This window comes from Natronoarchaeum sp. GCM10025703, from assembly GCF_042661985.1.
In the GTDB taxonomy this organism is placed as follows: domain Archaea; phylum Halobacteriota; class Halobacteria; order Halobacteriales; family Natronoarchaeaceae; genus Natranaeroarchaeum.
The window spans coordinates 1,368,988-1,385,212 of record NZ_JBHSZF010000001.1 but is presented as its reverse complement, the minus strand read 5'-3'; the positions used below and the strand labels follow the sequence as shown (position 1 = coordinate 1,385,212).

Sequence of the window (16,225 nt, the reverse complement as noted above, 5' to 3'; positions counted from 1 at the left end):
AGTTCGCAGGAGTGGAGAGCCGATACTCGGAGCTTATTTTCCTGAGTCTCGGTTCGTGATCGGATCGGGCACCGTCACCCCCGGTGCCTCGTCTTCTTGCTCCAGCAGGACGTCGACGCCGAACGTCTCCAGCAGTTCGATGCTCGATTCGACGTGATCTGTCACTGCCGGGATGGCGAGTTCGCCCCCGGCGACGGCGAGCGGGAGCAGTACCTGATCGGCCAGATGCTCGTCGACGACGCCGCCGCTGCGCTCGAACTCGCGGAGTTTGGCGGCGGCGGCGGTGCCGACTTCTTCTGCGGGTGTCCCGCGCTCCCCGAGCGCCGAGACCCCCGCTCGACCGTCCTCGTACGAGCCAACGACGACGACCACGGAGCCAGGGGACTGGGCGGTGGCGACCGTCGAGACACGCTCGACGACAGAGGCGTGTTCCGGGAGTTCGTCCATGGCGGCGGTTGCCTGTCGCGGGGCGACGTTTGACTCGTCGAGATGCTCGGACGCCACCGAGTAGATGCGGACATCCCGGCGCTCGCCGCGTTCGGTCGACCGAATCGGTCCCAGTGTGCAGGGACCGAGTCGGAGCGTTGCCTCGCCACCGCCGGCGGGGTAGAAGCCGCGGGGTCCCGGTTCGACGGCGGCCTGCAAGCCGTGCTGGCGGAGGAAGGGGAATTTCACTCGCCGGTAGTAGTCGAGCGGGGGCGACCACTTCACGTCGGTGCCGCCGTCCACGGTCACCGATAGCGGTTCGTCGAGTAATGGCGCAAGCGGGAGGAGCGTGTCGAACACGAGCGTGATGCTGCCGGCGGTCCCGATGGACGCTTCGTAGCGTCCGCCAGAGACTGTGCCCGGATCGACGGTCAGCGTCGTCGAGCCGAGATCCGCGCCAGTCACGTCGGCATCGCAGATATCGGCGACGAGTTCGACCGCGCTACAGTGCTGGTGTTTTAGCCCTGGATTCGGTCGATTCCCTCGGACATCTTCGATACGGATCGGCGTGTCAGTCAGTATCGAGAGCGAAAGTGCCGACCGAACGATCTGACCGCCCCCGGCAGTCCCGTCGATGTCGAGCATACGCAGACTACCCTCGGCAACGAGTAAAGTGATAGGCCTTCACGCGACCGCGAGGAGGAATCCGACGAGCACGAGAAACGTCAGTAGCGCCTGCGCGACCGTCGACCCTAAAATGCCGATCGTGGTGTACACCGCCGACGTGACTCCGCGAGAGACGTCGTCGTGCCGGCGGACTTCCAGCAGGAAGACGAGCAGGCCGACGCCGAGGATCATCAACAGGGGACCCGTGAGAAAGAGCAGTACGACGCCGGCAACGCCCGCAACCCCGGTAACTCGCCAGGATGCACCACCTGCCCTCGCGGAGATCGCGCTGGCGAGGAGTTCGACGCCGAAAGCCAGCACGGCCACGAGGACGAGTCCGCCGAGCACGACGACTCCCGGGTCCGTGTAGCCGGTCGACCACCAGTAGCCGACGACAGCGACTACCGACAGGAGGGGGCCGGGAACCATCGGGACAATGCTCCCGATGATGCCGGCGATCAACAGCACGACGGCGACGGCGAAAGCGACCTCTACCATGTGCATATTTTCGGGAGGATCGGTAAATGGGGGTTTCGGCTGACCCGAACCGTTACACCGGACGCGTTCGCAGGGACCGGTATGACAGAACGCGCGGTGGTCGTCGGCGCGTCCTCCGGAATCGGCCGGGCGCTCGCACACGAACTCGCAGGAGAGGGGTACGAGGTAGGACTGACGGCACGGCGGACCGAACTACTGAAATAACTGGGCGAGGAGCTCCCGACCAAAGCATACGTTGCGACGATGGACGTCGCCGAAACGGACGAGGCTATCGACCGGTTCGAGCGCCTCGTCGAAGCGATGGGCGGCGTCGACCTCGTCGTGTTGAGTGCGGCCGTCGGCGAACTGAACGACGACCTCGACTGGCCGCCGGAACGGGAGACCGTCGACGTCAACGTCCGGGGCTTCGCCGGACTCGCGGTCGCGGCGATGGCCCACTTCGAGCAACGGGGTGCCGGCCACCTCGTCGGCATCTCCTCCGTCGCGGGGAACTTCGGCAACGCAGGCGCGCCCGCCTACAACGCCTCGAAAGCGTTCGTCTCGCGATATCTGGAGGGACTCAGATACCGGGCCGCCAACAGTGAGGCCGACGTGACCGTGACGACTATCGAACCCGGCTTCGTCGACACGGATCTGGCGCTGGGAGAGGACCAGTTCTGGATGGCAAGCCCGGAGACGGCGGCCCGGCAGATCCGGCAAGCGATCGACCGCAAACGAACGCACGCCTACGTTACCCGACGCTGGCGGGCGGTCGCGTGGCTCCTGCGGGCGCTTCCGGAATCCGTATTAAAACGGCTGTTCGCGTAGTTACTCGGAATATCGCGCTCGCTCGTCGAGCGCCGTCTCGGTGCCGTAGTCGTCGACGAGGGGCTGGAACGCCGTGCCGAGTGCGCGTTTGCACTGGCCCGTCGAGTGATAGCCGAGTCGGTCGGTGACGGTCTCCCAGTCGTGGGCCTGCAGGACACGCAGAACGAGCAGGCGTTCGTCCTGATCGTCGAGGCGTGGCTGTTCCCCGTCGAGAAAGTACGCCAGCACCAGTCGGCGGAACGGTCGCGGCGAGACGTCGAAGAGTCCGGGGCCGTATGCCGCGCCGACGACGACGCGCCACTCCCACGCGGTCAGATCGAGCGGGACCGATCCGGCGACCGTACGAAGCGTCGCCCGAAGGATATTCGGATCGGCATCGGACAGCGCGTCCGAGAGCACGCCGCCGATCCGGCGGACGAACCGCTCGGTGGTCCGGTCGCGGAGGTCCTGACCCGCCCCGGAGAGCGGATCGATCATGATCGCGGAGTACTCGCCGCTGGTGTCGTTCCGGGTCGTAGAGAGATGCAGCGTCGAGAAGCCGTTCCTGTGCCAGAACCGGAGTAGCTCCGGCGTTGCACCGTAGCCGACGCCGATCCAGTCGAGGTCGATCTCTACTGCGTGCTCCCGAGCGGCGTCCAGGAGCGCCGAGCCGAGTCCACAGGAGCGGGCGGCGTGGTGGGTAGCGATCCGGAGGACGCGCCAGCCAACCGGCACGGCGGCGCGCTCGTCCCGTAACTGTGTCGTCAGCACGTCCGGAAACATGTTGCCGCGAACGCGCTCGCCGTCGTACATCTTCGCCCGCAGGTCGGCCGAGAGCCCGCCTTCCCGGGCCAGCATGGCGACCGAGACGACGTGACCGTCGTACAGCAGGGCGTGGACCGTGAGGTTCGGCGCGTCGAGTAGTCGGGCCAGGTCGTTCGGCTCGGTCCGGTAGTGCGCCAGCACCAGCAGGCCGAACACCTCACGAAAGCGCACCTCGTCGTCGAGCAGTTCCTCCGCGGAGAACCGCCGATGCTCGACGCGTTCGGGTGTGGCGTCCGCGACCAACTGGTCGACCGCCGGGCGCGCGTCGAGCAAGAGCGCGTCGAACGCCCAGACTTCCACCGGATCGCCGGGCGCGTACCGGATCGGTTCGGCCAGCGAGAGATCCGTGACCTCGTGGTTGCTCTCGTCGAGTCGGCTCCGGAACCGCACCGAGAACCCGCGGCCAGCCCCTTCGTAGCCATGTACGGTGGTCGCGAAGGCGACGCGGTCCGCCGCGAGGAACCGTTCGAGCAGTCCGACCGGGAACGCGGCGGCCTCGTCGACGAAGACGACGTCCGCATCGCCCGCACACTCGGCGGCCGCCGTTGGCTCCGCGAACCGAAGCGAGCCACCGTCTGCGAGGTCGATCCGCGTTGGGACAGCGGTGCCGTCGGCCTCTGTAGCCCGATCAGTGCCGACCGCGTCGAGCAGTTCGTCGGCCCGCGCGAACAACTCCCGGGCGCTCCGGAACTCCGGCGCGGTCACAAGCACGTTCTCGCCCGCGCGTACGAGACTACCGGCCGCGAGTCCGGCCGCGCTCGACTTCCCCGGCCGCGGTCCGATTCGACGACGACCGCCTGCCCCCCGTCGGCGAGCGCTTCGAGTCCGCGAACGGCGTCGGCCTGGTCGGCGGTCAGACAGGCCTCGTAGGCCGCGTCAGGAAACACCGCGTCCTCGGGGGTGGTGACGGGTTCTGACACGTCCCCGAGCACAGGCGCCGGATCGGTCAGGCCGTCGGCCTCGATGCGCTCGGTATCGACGTCGACGATGGCGACGCCGCGATGGGCGCGAAGCCGTTCGACAAACCGTTGGCGGAAGTTGCCAGTAACGTCCTCGACGCCGAAGGGCGGTACCGCAAGCGCAGAGTCGAACGGATCGCTACGGTCCGGCCAGTCGTCGAGCGGCGGGCTACACAGGATCAGGAGGCCCCCGCCGTCGACTGCGCCGACCACCCGGCCGAGCGCGTTCGGGCGCAAGCCGTCGTGGGCATCGAAGACGACAGCGTCACGAGTGGTTCCGAGCAACTCGTTGGCGTTGCGGTGGGCGATTCGCTCACAGCCGAGCGCGTCGGTTGACCCGACAATGGTCGTCTCGCTTCGGGCGATTCCGGCCACGTCGAGCGCAGTCGCTGCGGCGTCCTGGCAGGCCGACTGCTTGCCCGACAGCACCAGTACGCGCCGCTCGTTCGTCGCAGTCGCTTCGCGACGGAGCGCCTCGGCGACCGTCTGCACGTCCATACGTGGTGCTGTTCCCGGGCGAATACAAAGGGGACGGTTCGCCGACGCCAGACACCCCCTTGATCTCCCTGTGACCGTGGCTCATGGCCTGGGACGTTTGAAAGCGCTTTTATGGAGTGGTGTGCAACGCAAGTGTACAGCCTGCGCGGGGTTGATGATGCTCCTGCCACACAGGACTTTCGCTGACCGCCTTCGGGCGGTCGGACAGGCTCTCCGAACAGGGGATCCGGACGGCAGGGGAGCGCGAGCCCACGCGCGGGAGGTGAACAACCATGCCAGTATACGTAGATTTCGACGTACCAGCCGACCTTCAGGACGACGCCGTCGACGCCCTGGAAGTCGCACGAGACACGGGAACAGTGAAGAAAGGAACCAACGAAACCACCAAAGCGATCGAGCGTGGCAACGCCGACCTCGTCTTCGTCGCCGAGGACGTCCAGCCCGAAGAGATCGTGATGCATCTCCCCGAACTCTCAGAGGAGAAAGGCATCCCGGTCATCTTCATCGAGACGCAGGACGACGTCGGCCACGCGGCCGGTCTCGAAGTCGGGAGCGCCGCCGCGGCGATCGTCGACGCCGGCGAGGCGTCCGACGACGTCGACGAGATCGCAACCAAGGTCGAGGACCTTCAGTAGAGATCTCTCATGAGCGCAGAAGAGTCTGAAAGCGGATCCACGCCCGCAGAAGTCATCGAGATCGTGGGAAAGACCGGGATGCACGGCGAGGCCATGCAGGTCAAGTGCCGCATCCGGGAGGGCGAGAATCAGGGACGGATCATCACCCGAAACGTCCTTGGTCCCGTCCGGGAGGGCGACATCCTCCAACTCCGTGAAACTGCCCGCGAAGCCGATTCGATCGGAGGTCAGTAACAATGGTTCAGCACCGAACGTGCGATTACAGCGGAGAAGAGATCGAGCCGGGTACGGGCATCATGTACGTCCGTACCGACGGTACAGTGCTCCACTTCGCCGACTCGAAGTGCGAGAAGAACTACTTCCTCGGCCGCGAACCGCGCGACCTCGAATGGACCGAGGAAGGCGGCAACTGGTCCGACGAAGGCGATGCGCCGGAGCCGGAACCCGAACCAGAGGAAGAAGCAGAGCCGGACGTCGAAGAATCGGCAGACGAGGAAGACGTCGAAGCGGACGAAGCGGCTGACGCCGACGAGGCCGCCGACGAAGAGGACGACCAATGAGCGAGAGCCGCGAGCGGACGTTTGTGATGATCAAGCCGGACGCGTTCCAGCGCAGGCTGGTCGGCGAAATCGTCGGTCGGTTCGAGGAGCGCGGGCTGAAGCTCGTCGGCATGAAGCTCACGCGACTGGATCGTGACCTCGCCGAAGATCATTACGGCGAGCACGAGGACAAGCCGTTCTTCGACGACCTCGTGGAGTTCATAACGTCCGGCCCCGTCCTCCCGATGGTCTGGGAAGGCGAGGACGCGACGCGACAGGTCCGACAGATGATCGGCGCGACCGACCCCGCAGAGGCCGCGCCGGGGACGATCCGCGGCGACTACGCCGTCGACCTCGGCCGCAACGTCGTCCACGCGGCCGACCACGAGGACGAGGGCGCGAACGAACGCGAGATCGACCTCTTCTTCGACGAGGACGAACTCGTCGAGTACGACAACCACGAAGCGACCTGGCTCTACGAGTAGCGTAGGCCCGGCAGTTCGGGTTTTCTCTTTCACGACTCCGGAGCGACACCTCTGTCGAACGGTTCCGATCAAAAAGACTGCTCAGAAACGGAATCGCTCAGTTCGACACCGTGTTCGCCTGCCAGCCGGGATCCTGGCCTGTCTGGTCGATCAGGTCGGCCCGGCACGCCGGGCAGTAGTCGGGAGTCGCAGATGTTCCGTCGGGGACGTACACCGCGCCGCCACATTCTACACACTCGTCGTCGACGACCGTTACACAGTCCGCACAGAGGTTGAAGTCGTCAACTGTGAGTTCACGCAGGGGTTCGAGTTGTTTATCAAGAAGGTACTCGTCGATGACCGCCTGACAGCTGTGGCATGGTTTCATAGCGATTCAACTATTGGTATGAGATCACATCACAAGTATCTGTCCCCCGAACCAGCTGACTGGCATCGTCCACGGATCGACGGCGGGTCATGGTACCTCGACTCTCGCAAGTGTTATACATCCCACGCCCCTCGAATAGTATGTAATGGCAGAAGGTAAGGTTGATTTCTTCAACGACACAGGCGGCTACGGTTTCATTTCCACTGACAGCGACGATGTAGACGACGACGAGGACGTGTTCTTCCACATGGAAGACGTCGGCGGTCCCGACCAGAAGAGGGTCAGGAAGTCGAGTTCGACATCGAATCATCCCCCAAGGGACCCCGCGCGACGAACCTCGTCCGACAGTAAACGAGTTCTCCGCAACGGATACTTTTCAGTTTTTTTATAGCCCACGAGCCACGGCTGATGCGCTCTGAGCAGTTATCGATACGTAGCACCAGCAGTGCCGAGAAAAAACGCCGAAAGCGGGAGACGCGTCAGTTACTGATGTGGTCCGCGAGGTTATTGCGGAGGATCGTATCGCAGTAGACACAGCGAACTTCGTCGTCGAGCACCTCGAACTTCGAGTCGACTGGCTCGTCGTCGGTCGTGATGCAGTTGCGGTTAGGACACTCCAGCACGCCCTCGACGGTATCCGGGCGGTCCAGTCGGCGCTTGTCGACGACGTCGTACTCGTTGACGATGTTGATCGTCGCGTCGGGGGCGATCAGCGAGAGGACGTCTACCTCGTTCTGGCTGAGTTCGCGCCCCTCGACTTTGACGATGTCCTTTCGTGGAAGTCTGTCACTCGGGACGTTCATTCCGACACTGACTTCCTCGCCGCCTGAGCCGTCGATGCCGAGGATGGCGAGGACGTTCAGCGCCTGGCCGCCGGGGACGTGGTCGATGACGGTACCGTTGCGGATCTTGCTGACGCGGAGTTCGTGTTCGCTCATTGGGACTCACCTCGCTGGTTCGACAGCAGAATGTCGAGGAGCGCCATCCGGACCGGGACGCCGTTGTGCGCTTGCGAGAAGTAGTTCGCGTGCTCGGTGTCGTCGATTGCCGGTGCGATCTCGTTGACGCGCGGGAGCGGATGCATGATAGTGAGATCGTCGCTCGCGGCGTCGAGGGTTTCTTCGTCGATCTGATACTCGCCCGCGATGGCGTGATACTCGTTCTCGTCGGGGAACCGCTCGCGCTGGATGCGCGTAACATAGAGGACGTCTAGTTCCGGTAGGATCTCGTCGAGATCGGTGTGCTCTCGGACCGACGCGCCTTCCTGATGGAGGTCGTACCGGACGCTCCGGGGGATCTGGAGGCTGTCGGGGCTGATGAAGTGCTGGCGGACGTCGAAGTTCGTCAGCGCGTTCGCCAGCGAGTGGACGGTTCGGCCGTACTTCAGGTCGCCCATGATGCCGATCGTGAGATCGTCGAGGCCGTTCTGTTCGCGCATCGTGTACAGATCGAGAAGCGTCTGGGTGGGGTGATGACCCGCACCGTCGCCGGCGTTGACCAGCGGGACGTCAACGAACTCGCTGGCCATCTTGGCCGATCCCTGGCGCGGATGGCGCAACACGAGCGCGTCGGCGTAGCCCTGGATGACGCGGACGGTATCCGCGAGGCTCTCGCCTTTCGACACGCTGGAGGACTCGACCGAGCCCATATCGACGATATCCCCGCCCATGCGTTTGATCGCGGCCTCGAAACTCATCTTGGTTCGGGTGCTCGGCTCGAAAAAGAGCAACCCGAGCAGCGTGTCGGCGTGCCGTTCGCGGACCGCCGAGGGGTTCGCCGCGATCTCGGCAGCCCGGTCGAGGACGCTCTCGATCTCCTCTCGCGTTAGCTGTTTTGCCGTTATGAGGTGCTCGTCCCGCATTGTGTATCAACGGTAGCCGGTCCCTATTGAATCTCCCCATCTGTCCCAACCGGGAACAGAAAACAGGGTCGTTAGAAGGAGTCATCTCTGCAGTACGAGATGCCACCATTTTTCACCGAAAGTAACCGGACCGCGGACCAGCCCCTGCGTCAGTAGCCCACGACTTCGCCGTCCTTTCGCGGTTCCGTCGCTCCCGATAACGTCCCCTCCCGGTTGCGGACGATCTGTGCGCCGCCGAAGCGGATCGGCGGGAGGACGGAGACCCCGTGCCCCCGCCGAGCGAGTTTCGAGGCGAGCGCCCCGTCGAACTGTCCCTCGACGGCGAGTCGCCCATCAGCCTGGTAGCGCCACCGCGGTTCGTCCAGTGCCCGCTGGAGCGGCATGTCGTAGTCGACGATGTTCGAGACGACCTGGACGTGGCCCTGCGGCTGCATGTATCCGCCCATAACGCCGAAGGCCGCCCAGTCGTCCTCGCCGAAGCGGGCGAGCGCGGGGATCAGCGTGTGAAACGGGCGTTTGCCCGGTTCGATCCGATTCGGATGGTCGGAATCCAGCGAGAACGACCAGCCGCGGTTCTGCAGGGCGATGCCGGTATCGCCGGCGACAAGCCCGCTCCCGAACCCGGCAAACCGCGAGTTGATGTAGGAGACGAGATTGCCCTCGCCGTCGGCGACCGTCAGCAGGACGGTATCCGCGTTCTCGCCCGCGCCGTCACCGAACCCGACGTCGACGTCCTGGATCGGCTCCGACCCGATCTCTTCGGCTCGACTGGCAGTGTACTCCGGGTCGGCGAGTGGGGGAACCGCTTCGTACTCCGGATCGGTGATATACTGGTGGCCATCGTGGAAGGCGATCTTCGTCGCCTCGGCGAACTTGTGGACGCGCTCGGGCGAGTCGTACGGCTCGTCGCCCGCACCGATCTCCTCGGCAATGCCGAGCGCTTCGAGGGCGATTAGCCCCTGATTGTTTGGGGGCAGTTCGTAGATCTCCGCGCCCCGATAGCTGGCGCTCACCGGGTCGACGAACTCCGGTTCGAAAGTGGCGAGATCGTCGTGGCGCAGAAAGCCGCCGTTCGACTGCACTTCGTCCACGATGGCATCGGCGATCTCGCCCTCGTAGACGGCGTCAGCCCTCTTCGGCGATCTGCTGGAGACTCCCCCGAGTTCGGGCAGGGTGACGTGCTCGCCGACCCGTGGCGCGCGCTCGCCGTCGACGAGATAGGCGTTCCGGGCATGCGGGTCGTCGAAGAGGTCCTCCCCGTGCTCCCATGCGCTGGCGATCACTTCGCTGACGGGGTAGCCCTCGGTCGCGTACCGGATCGCCGGTGCGAGCACGTCGCCAAGCGAGCGCGTTCCGAGCCGGTCGACGGTGGCCTCCCAGCCACGCGCTGTGCCGGGAACAGTCACGGGATGTGCACCGTGCTGGGGCATTGTAGCATCACTCGGTGCGACGTCTTGCTCCTCGGCCACCGCGTCCCGAACCCGGTCGAGCGTGGCGTCGGCGGGTGCGCCGCCACAGCTACGCATCGCTCCGACCTCGCCCTCTGCTGTGCGGTATAGCGCGAAGACGTCGCCGCCGAGTCCGGTGCTCGTTGGCTCGACGACGTTCAGCGCGGCCGCGGTCGCGACGGCGGCGTCGAAGGCGTTACCCCCGTCACGGAGGATCGAGACGCCCGCTTCGGCGGCGAGCGGTTGACTGGTCGCGACGATACCCTCCGGTGCATGCACGGTCGAGCGCCGGGATTCGAACCGATCGAGGTCGGGGGCGTCCATACCGACCTATTGGGTGGCCGGTAGGAAAAACACCGGAACCCGGAAGATGCTGTTCGGTGCGAGAGTCAGGCTCGCCCGGATACGACTCGACGAGTCGATTCGGAAGGCAGCCGAACTGCGCTGGCCGGAGCATCGCGACCAAGCCATTCACGCCGTCTCAGTCCATCTGCCGGTCGATGTGGTGGACGGCGTCCGGTGATAGCAGGCAGCCGGTGGGTAGCTCCACCCAGCCGTTTCCGAGCAGTCGGACAACTCCCTCGTGTAGCACGGTTTTACCCTCCATGTCGGCGTAAACGATGGCCTCTTCGAACGTTCGGGACGCTCCAGTTATCTCTTCGAGATCGAAGGGGGTCTGGCGAGATGACCATACGTAGGCTTCGAACGCGAGCAAAAAAGCGTTCTGTACCCTGTAGGTAGTGCGCCCGGAGCGGGACGTTTAGGACGGAGCCGTCCCAACCGACGGGTATGCCGAGTGCGGGGGACGCTACGCTGCCCGGCGTCGACGACGAGCCGCCGGATCAGATCGTTCTCCACGTCGACATGGACTGTTTCTATGCCGCCTGCGAGCGCCTGCGCGAACCGGAGCAGAGGGCGAACCGCTCGTCGTCGGGATGGGCTACGAACCTGGCGACGACATCGGGGCCGTCGCGACGGCGAGTTACGAGGCCCGCGAGCACGGCATCGAGAGCGCACAGGCGATATCGACCGCGCTCGATCGGCTCCCCCGCCTCGACGAGGGGAGCGACGAACCTGCGGAGGGGCCCGCAGGCTACTACCGCACCGTCGATCTGGAGTTCTATCAGTCCATCGCGGCAGACGTCAAGGAGATACTCCACGACTGCGCCGACGTGGTCCGCGAGGTGAGCATCGACGAGGCGTATCTGGACGTCACAGATCGCACCGCCTGGGAGGTCGCCGAAGGCTTCGGTCGCCACGTCAAAAACCGGATCGAGCGCGAGGTCGGCGTAGTCGCCAGCGTCGGCGTTGCGCCCACGCTAAGCGCCGCGAAAGTCGCCAGCGACCGCGACAAGCCGGACGGGCTCGTCGTCGTCGAACCGGGCGAAGTGGCGGACTTTTTCGCCCCGCTGTCGGTCGAGGAGGTCCACGGCGTCGGTCCCGTTACCGCCCGATCGCTCCGCGGAATGGGGATCGAGACCGCTGGCGATCTGACGACCGCGGATCCACACGCGCTAACCGATGCCTTCGGTGATCGCGGGCGAGAGCTGTACGACCGCGCACGGGGCGCAGATACTCGCCCGGTAACCCCGACCGGCGATCCCAAGAGCCTCTCGCGCGAATCGGCGTTCGCCGACGCCGTCGAGGACCCGGAGCGAAAGCGCGAGCAGGTGCGCGCCCTCGCCGGCGCGGTCGCTGACCGCGCTCGAAGCAGGGGCGCGCTCTACCGAACTATCGGCGTCAAAGCCGTCACGCCGCCGTACGATGTCAATACGCGCGAGCGCTCCTGCCGGGGCCCATCGACGATCCGGACCTCGTCGAACGGATCGCACTGGAACAGATCACCGAGTTCGACGACGCCGCAGTCCGAAAAGTCGGCGTGCGCGTCTCGAACCTGGAGTTCCCGAGCGGCGAGCAGGCGCGACTAAGTGGCTGGGACGCCGACAGCGACGGCGGCACCGACGCGGAACCGACGGATGACGGGGGACGGACCGAGGAGCCATCACCGGGAGAGGAGTCGGGACAGTCGTCGCTGGCTGATTTCTCCGATCTCTCGTAATCAGCATCCCCGGTGAGGTTTCAGTGAGAGTATATTTTCCCGGATGCAGGCGGGTGCACAGGGTCGATCAGACGGCAAAGTGATATAATGCCCACCGTTGCTCCGGGTATTTGCCTCGAAAATAGTATAAACTTGCGCCTCATTTGCCGCAAGTGACCGCCGTTATATGACGAGAGATTTTTACGAACTGCTCGGCGTCGACGAGGACGCCTCGAAAGACGAGATCCGGGACGCGTTCCGGGAGATGGTCCAGGAGTACCATCCGGACCGCAACGACGACCCGCGCGCGACCGCCCAGTTTACGGCTCTGCGGAAGGCTTACGACACGCTCAAGGATCCCTCCGAGCGTCAGTCGTACGACCGACTGGGCCATACGGATTACGTCGCCAAACGGCTCGACGGGATTCCCGAGCCGAGTAGTTGGCCCTCCAACGACGACGAAGCGGAGTCGTCGGGGTCGGCAGGTAGTTCGAGCGGGGCTTCTGACTCCGGAGCGACGACCGGAAGCAGTTCGCAAACGAGTACCAGTTCGAGCACCGGTTCGACGCGCTCGGGGACATCGACTGCCGGGTCGACGACCGGTAGCAGTGCGTCGAACAGTTCGACCCGCAGATCAGCAGGCAGTTCTACCAGCACGTCGAGTAGCCGGACCACTTCGTCCTCGACCCGGACGAGTAGTTCGGCATCCAATAGCAGTGGATCGTCCAGCGGTTCAAGCCGTTCGTCCGGGAGTTCCGGATCGTCCAGCCGTTCATCCGGGAGTTCCGGGTCGTCCAGTCCCTCCTCGAGCAGTTCCCGAACGTCCAATCGCACCTCGTCGCGAACGAGCAGTTCGGGGGCGTCCAGTAGCGGGTCGGGACCGTCGAACCGCTCGGCCGGGTCGTCGGCCTCGTCGAGTACGAACACAGGCGGATCGACGTCCCGGAACCGAACCACTGCAGGAGCGACGGGCGGCACTGGCTCCGCGACAGGTGGCGAAACCGCCTCTACAGCAGGAGGGGCCGGCGCGTCGGCGAGTACGAACACCGGCGGGGCGACGGCAACCGACGGCGCGGCAGAAAGCGACACGTCCGGATCGGCCTCGGGCCTCCTGTTCGGCAACCCGATCGCCCGATGGATCGGGGCGAAACGCCTCGGCTGGCGGGCGATCATCGCCGCGTTCGGTCTGTATCTAGCCGGGCTTGCACACTACGGCTACCAGAACGCGGTCAGTATCGAGGAACTCGCAATCGAACTCAGAGCGGCAGGCACCGATACGGCCGCCTTACAGGCACTGCTCACCGAGTACACGACTGCCTACGGCATCACCTCGGCGTGGGAGTACGTCTACGCGACCGAAGTCGCGGAGATAGGGCCAAGCGCCGTCCTTGCGCTCGGCGTCGTGGTCATGCCGCTGGTGTTCTTCCTCGCGATCCGGAGAACGCGCCAACATCGCGGCCGTAATCTCTCGTACGTGTTCGCGCTCGCGGTGTTCGCACCGCTGGCCGCACTCGTCGGGAACGCCGCACTCGGCACGCTACCGCTTTACGTCGATCTACTCGGCTATCTGCTGGTGCCGGTGCTGGCCGGGGTGTTCCTCATCGGGAGACGGTTCGTCTGGACGCCGTTCCGTCGGTTACTCGCCTGAGTCGTTCCCCGCGTCGACGTTTCGCTTTGCGTAAACAAACACCGGGAGAGCGATCAGAATCCAGACGACAGCACCGACCCGGATCGCAAACTCCACTCGGACACCCCACGTCGGCAGGGTGTACGGGACCGAGAGGAGGGCGACGACCGGCGCGCCGACGACGATAGTGAGCACGAAGGTGGTCTGCATCACCCATCCGTAGTCGACGCCCTCGGGATCGCTGGTCTCGACTGGCTCTGGCACGCCTCCCGGTTACGACCCAAACATAAAGTAGTATCCGGATTTGACCGGTGACGAGCGGTTTCTCGAACGGATTCCCACTGGACAGGAATGCACTCACTCGTTTATACTGCGTCGCTCGTTAGACTGTCGTATGGCTGTTGGGTCTCCGTCCGACGAAGAAGAATCCGTCATTCCGCCCGTAGAGGACCGTGACCTACGGGTCGTCCTCGAGATCGAACGTGGTGGTGCCTGTGTGATGGACGCGATCGAGGAGGACGTCATCGACATCGACGTCCGTCTCGATCAGGAGCACTGCAACCTCGATATCGCGGTTCGCGACGACGACGACGAGAGCGTCTGCACGAAACACACCTCGAACGAAATCTGTGACCACTGTCCCGGCAAAGTGTTCTCGGAGTACGGCTGTCTTCCGCGCTATCTTGAGGTCGGGGACGGCGAGTTCGTCATGGAGACGTACGTCTCCGATACCGAGACGGTTGCCGAGATCGTCGCGGAGGTCCGGGAGGCCTGCACGCGCGTCTCGGTGCGTAGCATCGTCTCGACCGACGGATCCGAGGTCAAAGAACTCTGTTCTGTCGATATTTCGGAACTGACCGCCAAGCAGCGAGAGGCAGTGAACGTCGCCCAGGAGTTGGGCTACTACGATTCGGACTCGTCGATTCCGCTCGACGCGATCGCGGACGAACTCGGCATCTCCCTATCGGCGACGTCACAGCGACTCCGACGTGCCGAGTCGAACGTCGTCCGGCAGCTCTCCTGTGACTGCTCGTGCTGGGAGGCGTGACCAGCCACGGCATTGCAACCTCTATTATACTGACCCCTATATAAAATCCGAATTGATCCCGGGATATCCTCAACGACCCCCATCGTGTAGTCACGGGTATGGACCGAAAACTCGATCGACGGCGGTTCGTACAGATTACTGGCGCGGCCGGTCTCGGCGCGCTCGCCGGGTGTCTCGGTGACGACGAGCCGGCGGCCGAAAACGGCGACGAGAACGGGATGGAAAACGGCGACGAATCGGAAAACGGGCCGGAAGAAGAGGAGACAGAGGAGGACATTCCGGATCCGACGGCGACGGACAACGCGTTGATCGAACCCGCGACGCTGAAAGAGTGGCAAGACGTTGGGCTGGTTAACCTCGGCCAGCTGGACGTCCGCGAGCGGGTCGTCGTCTTGCGCGTCTGGGATACCGAAACCTACGATGACGGTCACGTTCCGGGGGCGCTCAAGTGGGGTCCAAACGAGTTCCACGCCGCTCGCGTGGAGGGGCTGGGCGAGGTCGCTCCGATGGTCCCGAACGGTGCGCAGATGGACGCGGTGTTACAGCGTAGCGGCGTCTGTCCCAAGACGACGATCGTCCTCTCGGGGCCGAGCTCGCTCCGGACGGCGAGGGCCTACTGGACGCTCCGCTACTGGGGTTTCCCCGCGAGCGAGTCAAAGTCCTCAACGGGGGCTACGCCGGGTACGGCGAAGAGTACGAGCTCGAAACCGGCGGCGAACCCGACGCGCCGTCCGCGACGTTTAGCGTGCAGGCCAACAGTGAGCTGAACAACGACGACCGGCTCGGCATCGCCCAGATGATCCAGCGCGTCGACCTCAAACACGAGGGCGAGCGCGACGACGTATTCCTCGACAACCGGCCGGATCCGGGCGCGACGATCTCGACCGCGACCGTCGACGATCCGGGGAACTATAACGAGGGCGACAGCTACTCGACGAAGTTCGCCGAGGGGGGACTGGAAGGATGCCGACGCGATCGAATCCCACGTCTTCGGCCTCGAGGGCGTCGAGGACGGTGATACGATCGTCACGTACTGCGGGAGCGGCTACCGTGCGTCGATGGGATATTTCGCCCTCGACGGGATTCTGGGCTACGACGACGTCGTCGTCTACGACGGTTCGTTCTCCAGACAGTGGGCCCAGTACGACGGGAACAACACGGAGGGTAACGTCCCGCCGGAGAAGTGGCGCGTCGACGTTAACGACCGGACGGACGGCGATACCGGCGATAGCGACCTGGAGATCGTCGTCGACGAGATCCCCGAACTCGCGTCCGCTGGTGCGAACCAGATCGAGGCGGCCGATGCCGCATACATGGCCGGCGACGAGATGGAGACCGACGACGGGGGCGACGGGGGCGACGGAGGCGGCGACTGGGGCTGTAGCTCGGTCGCGACGCCGACGCTCTGAGTCCGGACCTGAAGGGCTATCGCCGTCAGCGCGCAACACTCTCTTTTGATCGGCCGATCCGATGGTTCGTCCGGCACGTCCGGGATTCACCAGCATATAAAACCTGAATA

The 16,225-nt window shown here is 64.7% G+C and carries 18 protein-coding genes and 5 pseudogenes; 13 read left to right on the top strand and 10 right to left on the bottom strand.

The genetic code is table 11. The features are described from left to right. Positions 1–33: 33 nt before the first annotated feature. Entirely contained in the window at positions 34–1,071 is a 1,038-nt protein-coding gene (gene rtcA / locus ACFQH2_RS07880; RefSeq protein ID WP_377052474.1) for an RNA 3'-terminal phosphate cyclase, read from the bottom strand. 39 nt (positions 1,072–1,110) lie between these two features. Beyond that, positions 1,111–1,590: a DUF456 domain-containing protein gene (locus ACFQH2_RS07875; RefSeq protein WP_377052472.1), complete on the bottom strand. Its 480-nt coding sequence runs from the start codon at positions 1,588–1,590 to the stop codon at positions 1,111–1,113. Between the two features lie 81 nt (positions 1,591–1,671). Here ACFQH2_RS07875 and ACFQH2_RS07870 point away from each other — a divergent pair. Next, positions 1,672–2,397, top strand: a pseudogene (locus tag ACFQH2_RS07870) (SDR family NAD(P)-dependent oxidoreductase). On the opposite strand, the pseudogene tmcA reads toward ACFQH2_RS07870, so the two are convergent. Beyond that, positions 2,398–4,658: pseudogene (tmcA, locus tag ACFQH2_RS07865) on the bottom strand (tRNA(Met) cytidine acetyltransferase TmcA). Between the two features lie 272 nt (positions 4,659–4,930). Between tmcA and rpl7ae the strand changes: the two are divergent. From rpl7ae to ndk, 4 genes are read left to right on the top strand one after another with little or no spacing between them, the layout of a single operon-like run. Continuing rightward, complete coding sequence (rpl7ae, locus tag ACFQH2_RS07860; protein ID WP_377052468.1) at positions 4,931–5,293, top strand: 50S ribosomal protein L7Ae; 363 nt, start codon at positions 4,931–4,933, stop codon at positions 5,291–5,293. Positions 5,294–5,302: 9 nt separating this feature from the next. Further along, positions 5,303–5,527 carry a 30S ribosomal protein S28e gene (locus ACFQH2_RS07855; protein ID WP_377052466.1) on the top strand — a complete coding sequence of 75 codons (225 nt, stop codon included), beginning with the start codon at positions 5,303–5,305 and terminating at the stop codon, positions 5,525–5,527. Between the two features lie 2 nt (positions 5,528–5,529). Further along, positions 5,530–5,853 carry a 50S ribosomal protein L24e gene (locus tag ACFQH2_RS07850; RefSeq protein ID WP_377052464.1) on the top strand — a complete coding sequence of 108 codons (324 nt, stop codon included), beginning with the start codon at positions 5,530–5,532 and terminating at the stop codon, positions 5,851–5,853. After that, positions 5,850–6,317: a nucleoside-diphosphate kinase gene (ndk, locus tag ACFQH2_RS07845; RefSeq protein WP_377052462.1), complete on the top strand. Its 468-nt coding sequence runs from the start codon at positions 5,850–5,852 to the stop codon at positions 6,315–6,317. The genes ACFQH2_RS07850 and ndk overlap by 4 nt, the downstream gene beginning before the upstream one ends. Positions 6,318–6,414: 97 nt before the next feature. Here the strand turns inward: ndk and ACFQH2_RS07840 are convergent, their stop codons facing one another. Beyond that, positions 6,415–6,684, bottom strand: a complete 270-nt coding sequence (locus tag ACFQH2_RS07840; RefSeq protein WP_377052460.1) for a DUF7571 family protein — start codon at positions 6,682–6,684, stop codon at positions 6,415–6,417. A gap of 145 nt (positions 6,685–6,829) precedes the next feature. Between ACFQH2_RS07840 and ACFQH2_RS07835 the strand changes: the two are divergent. After that, positions 6,830–7,035 (top strand): annotated as a pseudogene (locus tag ACFQH2_RS07835) (cold-shock protein). A gap of 128 nt (positions 7,036–7,163) precedes the next feature. Here the strand turns inward: ACFQH2_RS07835 and pyrI are convergent. From pyrI to ACFQH2_RS07815, 4 genes are all read right to left on the bottom strand, one after another. Further along, positions 7,164–7,622: an aspartate carbamoyltransferase regulatory subunit gene (gene pyrI, locus ACFQH2_RS07830; RefSeq protein ID WP_377052456.1), complete on the bottom strand. Its 459-nt coding sequence runs from the start codon at positions 7,620–7,622 to the stop codon at positions 7,164–7,166. Next, the gene (pyrB, locus tag ACFQH2_RS07825) at positions 7,619–8,545 is read right to left on the bottom strand and encodes an aspartate carbamoyltransferase (RefSeq protein ID WP_377052454.1); all 927 of its coding nucleotides are present in this window, start codon (positions 8,543–8,545) and stop codon (positions 7,619–7,621) included. Before pyrB ends, pyrI begins: the two co-directional genes overlap by 4 nt. A gap of 149 nt (positions 8,546–8,694) precedes the next feature. Next, positions 8,695–10,317, bottom strand: coding sequence for a gamma-glutamyltransferase family protein (locus ACFQH2_RS07820; RefSeq protein ID WP_377076613.1), 1,623 nt, complete (start codon positions 10,315–10,317; stop codon positions 8,695–8,697). Positions 10,318–10,474: 157 nt separating this feature from the next. Then, on the bottom strand, positions 10,475–10,708 hold the full coding sequence (locus ACFQH2_RS07815) for a hypothetical protein (RefSeq protein ID WP_377077022.1): 234 nt from the start codon (positions 10,706–10,708) through the stop codon (positions 10,475–10,477). 74 nt (positions 10,709–10,782) lie between these two features. On the opposite strand from ACFQH2_RS07815, the pseudogene ACFQH2_RS07810 reads away from it, so the two are divergent. Together ACFQH2_RS07810 and ACFQH2_RS07805 are read left to right on the top strand one after the other, a co-directional pair. Then, positions 10,783–12,052: pseudogene (locus ACFQH2_RS07810) on the top strand (DNA polymerase Y family protein). 166 nt (positions 12,053–12,218) lie between these two features. Next, a pseudogene (locus ACFQH2_RS07805) lies at positions 12,219–12,353 on the top strand (DnaJ domain-containing protein); the annotation flags it as partial. A gap of 77 nt (positions 12,354–12,430) precedes the next feature. Here the strand turns inward: ACFQH2_RS07805 and ACFQH2_RS07800 are convergent. Beyond that, entirely contained in the window at positions 12,431–13,204 is a 774-nt protein-coding gene (locus ACFQH2_RS07800; RefSeq protein WP_377077021.1) for a hypothetical protein, read from the bottom strand. A 235-nt stretch (positions 13,205–13,439) separates the two neighbouring features. Between ACFQH2_RS07800 and ACFQH2_RS07795 the strand changes: the two genes are divergently transcribed. Beyond that, positions 13,440–13,679 carry a hypothetical protein gene (locus ACFQH2_RS07795; RefSeq protein ID WP_377057145.1) on the top strand — a complete coding sequence of 80 codons (240 nt, stop codon included), beginning with the start codon at positions 13,440–13,442 and terminating at the stop codon, positions 13,677–13,679. Here ACFQH2_RS07795 and ACFQH2_RS07790 read toward each other — a convergent pair. Next, positions 13,668–13,922, bottom strand: coding sequence for a DUF5822 domain-containing protein (locus ACFQH2_RS07790; RefSeq protein WP_377051077.1), 255 nt, complete (start codon positions 13,920–13,922; stop codon positions 13,668–13,670). The genes ACFQH2_RS07795 and ACFQH2_RS07790 overlap by 12 nt on opposite strands. A 130-nt stretch (positions 13,923–14,052) precedes the next feature. On the opposite strand from ACFQH2_RS07790, the gene ACFQH2_RS07785 reads away from it, so the two are divergent. The 4 genes from ACFQH2_RS07785 (at position 14,053) to ACFQH2_RS07770 (ending at position 16,115) form a co-directional block, all read left to right on the top strand. Then, entirely contained in the window at positions 14,053–14,706 is a 654-nt protein-coding gene (locus tag ACFQH2_RS07785) for a helix-turn-helix domain-containing protein (RefSeq protein ID WP_377051079.1), read from the top strand. Positions 14,707–14,804: 98 nt separating this feature from the next. Next, positions 14,805–15,473, top strand: coding sequence for a hypothetical protein (locus ACFQH2_RS07780; protein WP_377076612.1), 669 nt, complete (start codon positions 14,805–14,807; stop codon positions 15,471–15,473). After that, positions 15,452–15,724 carry a hypothetical protein gene (locus ACFQH2_RS07775; protein WP_377076611.1) on the top strand — a complete coding sequence of 91 codons (273 nt, stop codon included), beginning with the start codon at positions 15,452–15,454 and terminating at the stop codon, positions 15,722–15,724. The genes ACFQH2_RS07780 and ACFQH2_RS07775 overlap by 22 nt, the downstream gene beginning before the upstream one ends. Next, complete coding sequence (locus ACFQH2_RS07770) at positions 15,606–16,115, top strand: rhodanese-like domain-containing protein (protein WP_377076978.1); 510 nt, start codon at positions 15,606–15,608, stop codon at positions 16,113–16,115. Before ACFQH2_RS07775 ends, ACFQH2_RS07770 begins: the two co-directional genes overlap by 119 nt. Positions 16,116–16,225: the final 110 nt, after the last annotated feature.

What these genes read in the sequence shown, in the direction of transcription:
- rtcA (WP_377052474.1), bottom strand. Translation starts at nt 1,071, where the DNA reads ATGCTCGACATCGACGGGACTGCCGGGGGCGGTCAGATCGTTCGGTCG.
- ACFQH2_RS07875 (WP_377052472.1), bottom strand. Translation starts at nt 1,590, where the DNA reads ATGGTAGAGGTCGCTTTCGCCGTCGCCGTCGTGCTGTTGATCGCCGGC.
- rpl7ae (WP_377052468.1), top strand. Translation starts at nt 4,931, where the DNA reads ATGCCAGTATACGTAGATTTCGACGTACCAGCCGACCTTCAGGACGAC.
- ACFQH2_RS07855 (WP_377052466.1), top strand. Translation starts at nt 5,303, where the DNA reads ATGAGCGCAGAAGAGTCTGAAAGCGGATCCACGCCCGCAGAAGTCATC.
- ACFQH2_RS07850 (WP_377052464.1), top strand. Translation starts at nt 5,530, where the DNA reads ATGGTTCAGCACCGAACGTGCGATTACAGCGGAGAAGAGATCGAGCCG.
- ndk (WP_377052462.1), top strand. Translation starts at nt 5,850, where the DNA reads ATGAGCGAGAGCCGCGAGCGGACGTTTGTGATGATCAAGCCGGACGCG.
- ACFQH2_RS07840 (WP_377052460.1), bottom strand. Translation starts at nt 6,684, where the DNA reads ATGAAACCATGCCACAGCTGTCAGGCGGTCATCGACGAGTACCTTCTT.
- pyrI (WP_377052456.1), bottom strand. Translation starts at nt 7,622, where the DNA reads ATGAGCGAACACGAACTCCGCGTCAGCAAGATCCGCAACGGTACCGTC.
- pyrB (WP_377052454.1), bottom strand. Translation starts at nt 8,545, where the DNA reads ATGCGGGACGAGCACCTCATAACGGCAAAACAGCTAACGCGAGAGGAG.
- ACFQH2_RS07820 (WP_377076613.1), bottom strand. Translation starts at nt 10,317, where the DNA reads ATGGACGCCCCCGACCTCGATCGGTTCGAATCCCGGCGCTCGACCGTG.
- ACFQH2_RS07800 (WP_377077021.1), bottom strand. Translation starts at nt 13,204, where the DNA reads ATGATCGCCCGCCAGCCGAGGCGTTTCGCCCCGATCCATCGGGCGATC.
- ACFQH2_RS07795 (WP_377057145.1), top strand. Translation starts at nt 13,440, where the DNA reads ATGCCGCTGGTGTTCTTCCTCGCGATCCGGAGAACGCGCCAACATCGC.
- ACFQH2_RS07785 (WP_377051079.1), top strand. Translation starts at nt 14,053, where the DNA reads ATGGCTGTTGGGTCTCCGTCCGACGAAGAAGAATCCGTCATTCCGCCC.
- ACFQH2_RS07780 (WP_377076612.1), top strand. Translation starts at nt 14,805, where the DNA reads ATGGACCGAAAACTCGATCGACGGCGGTTCGTACAGATTACTGGCGCG.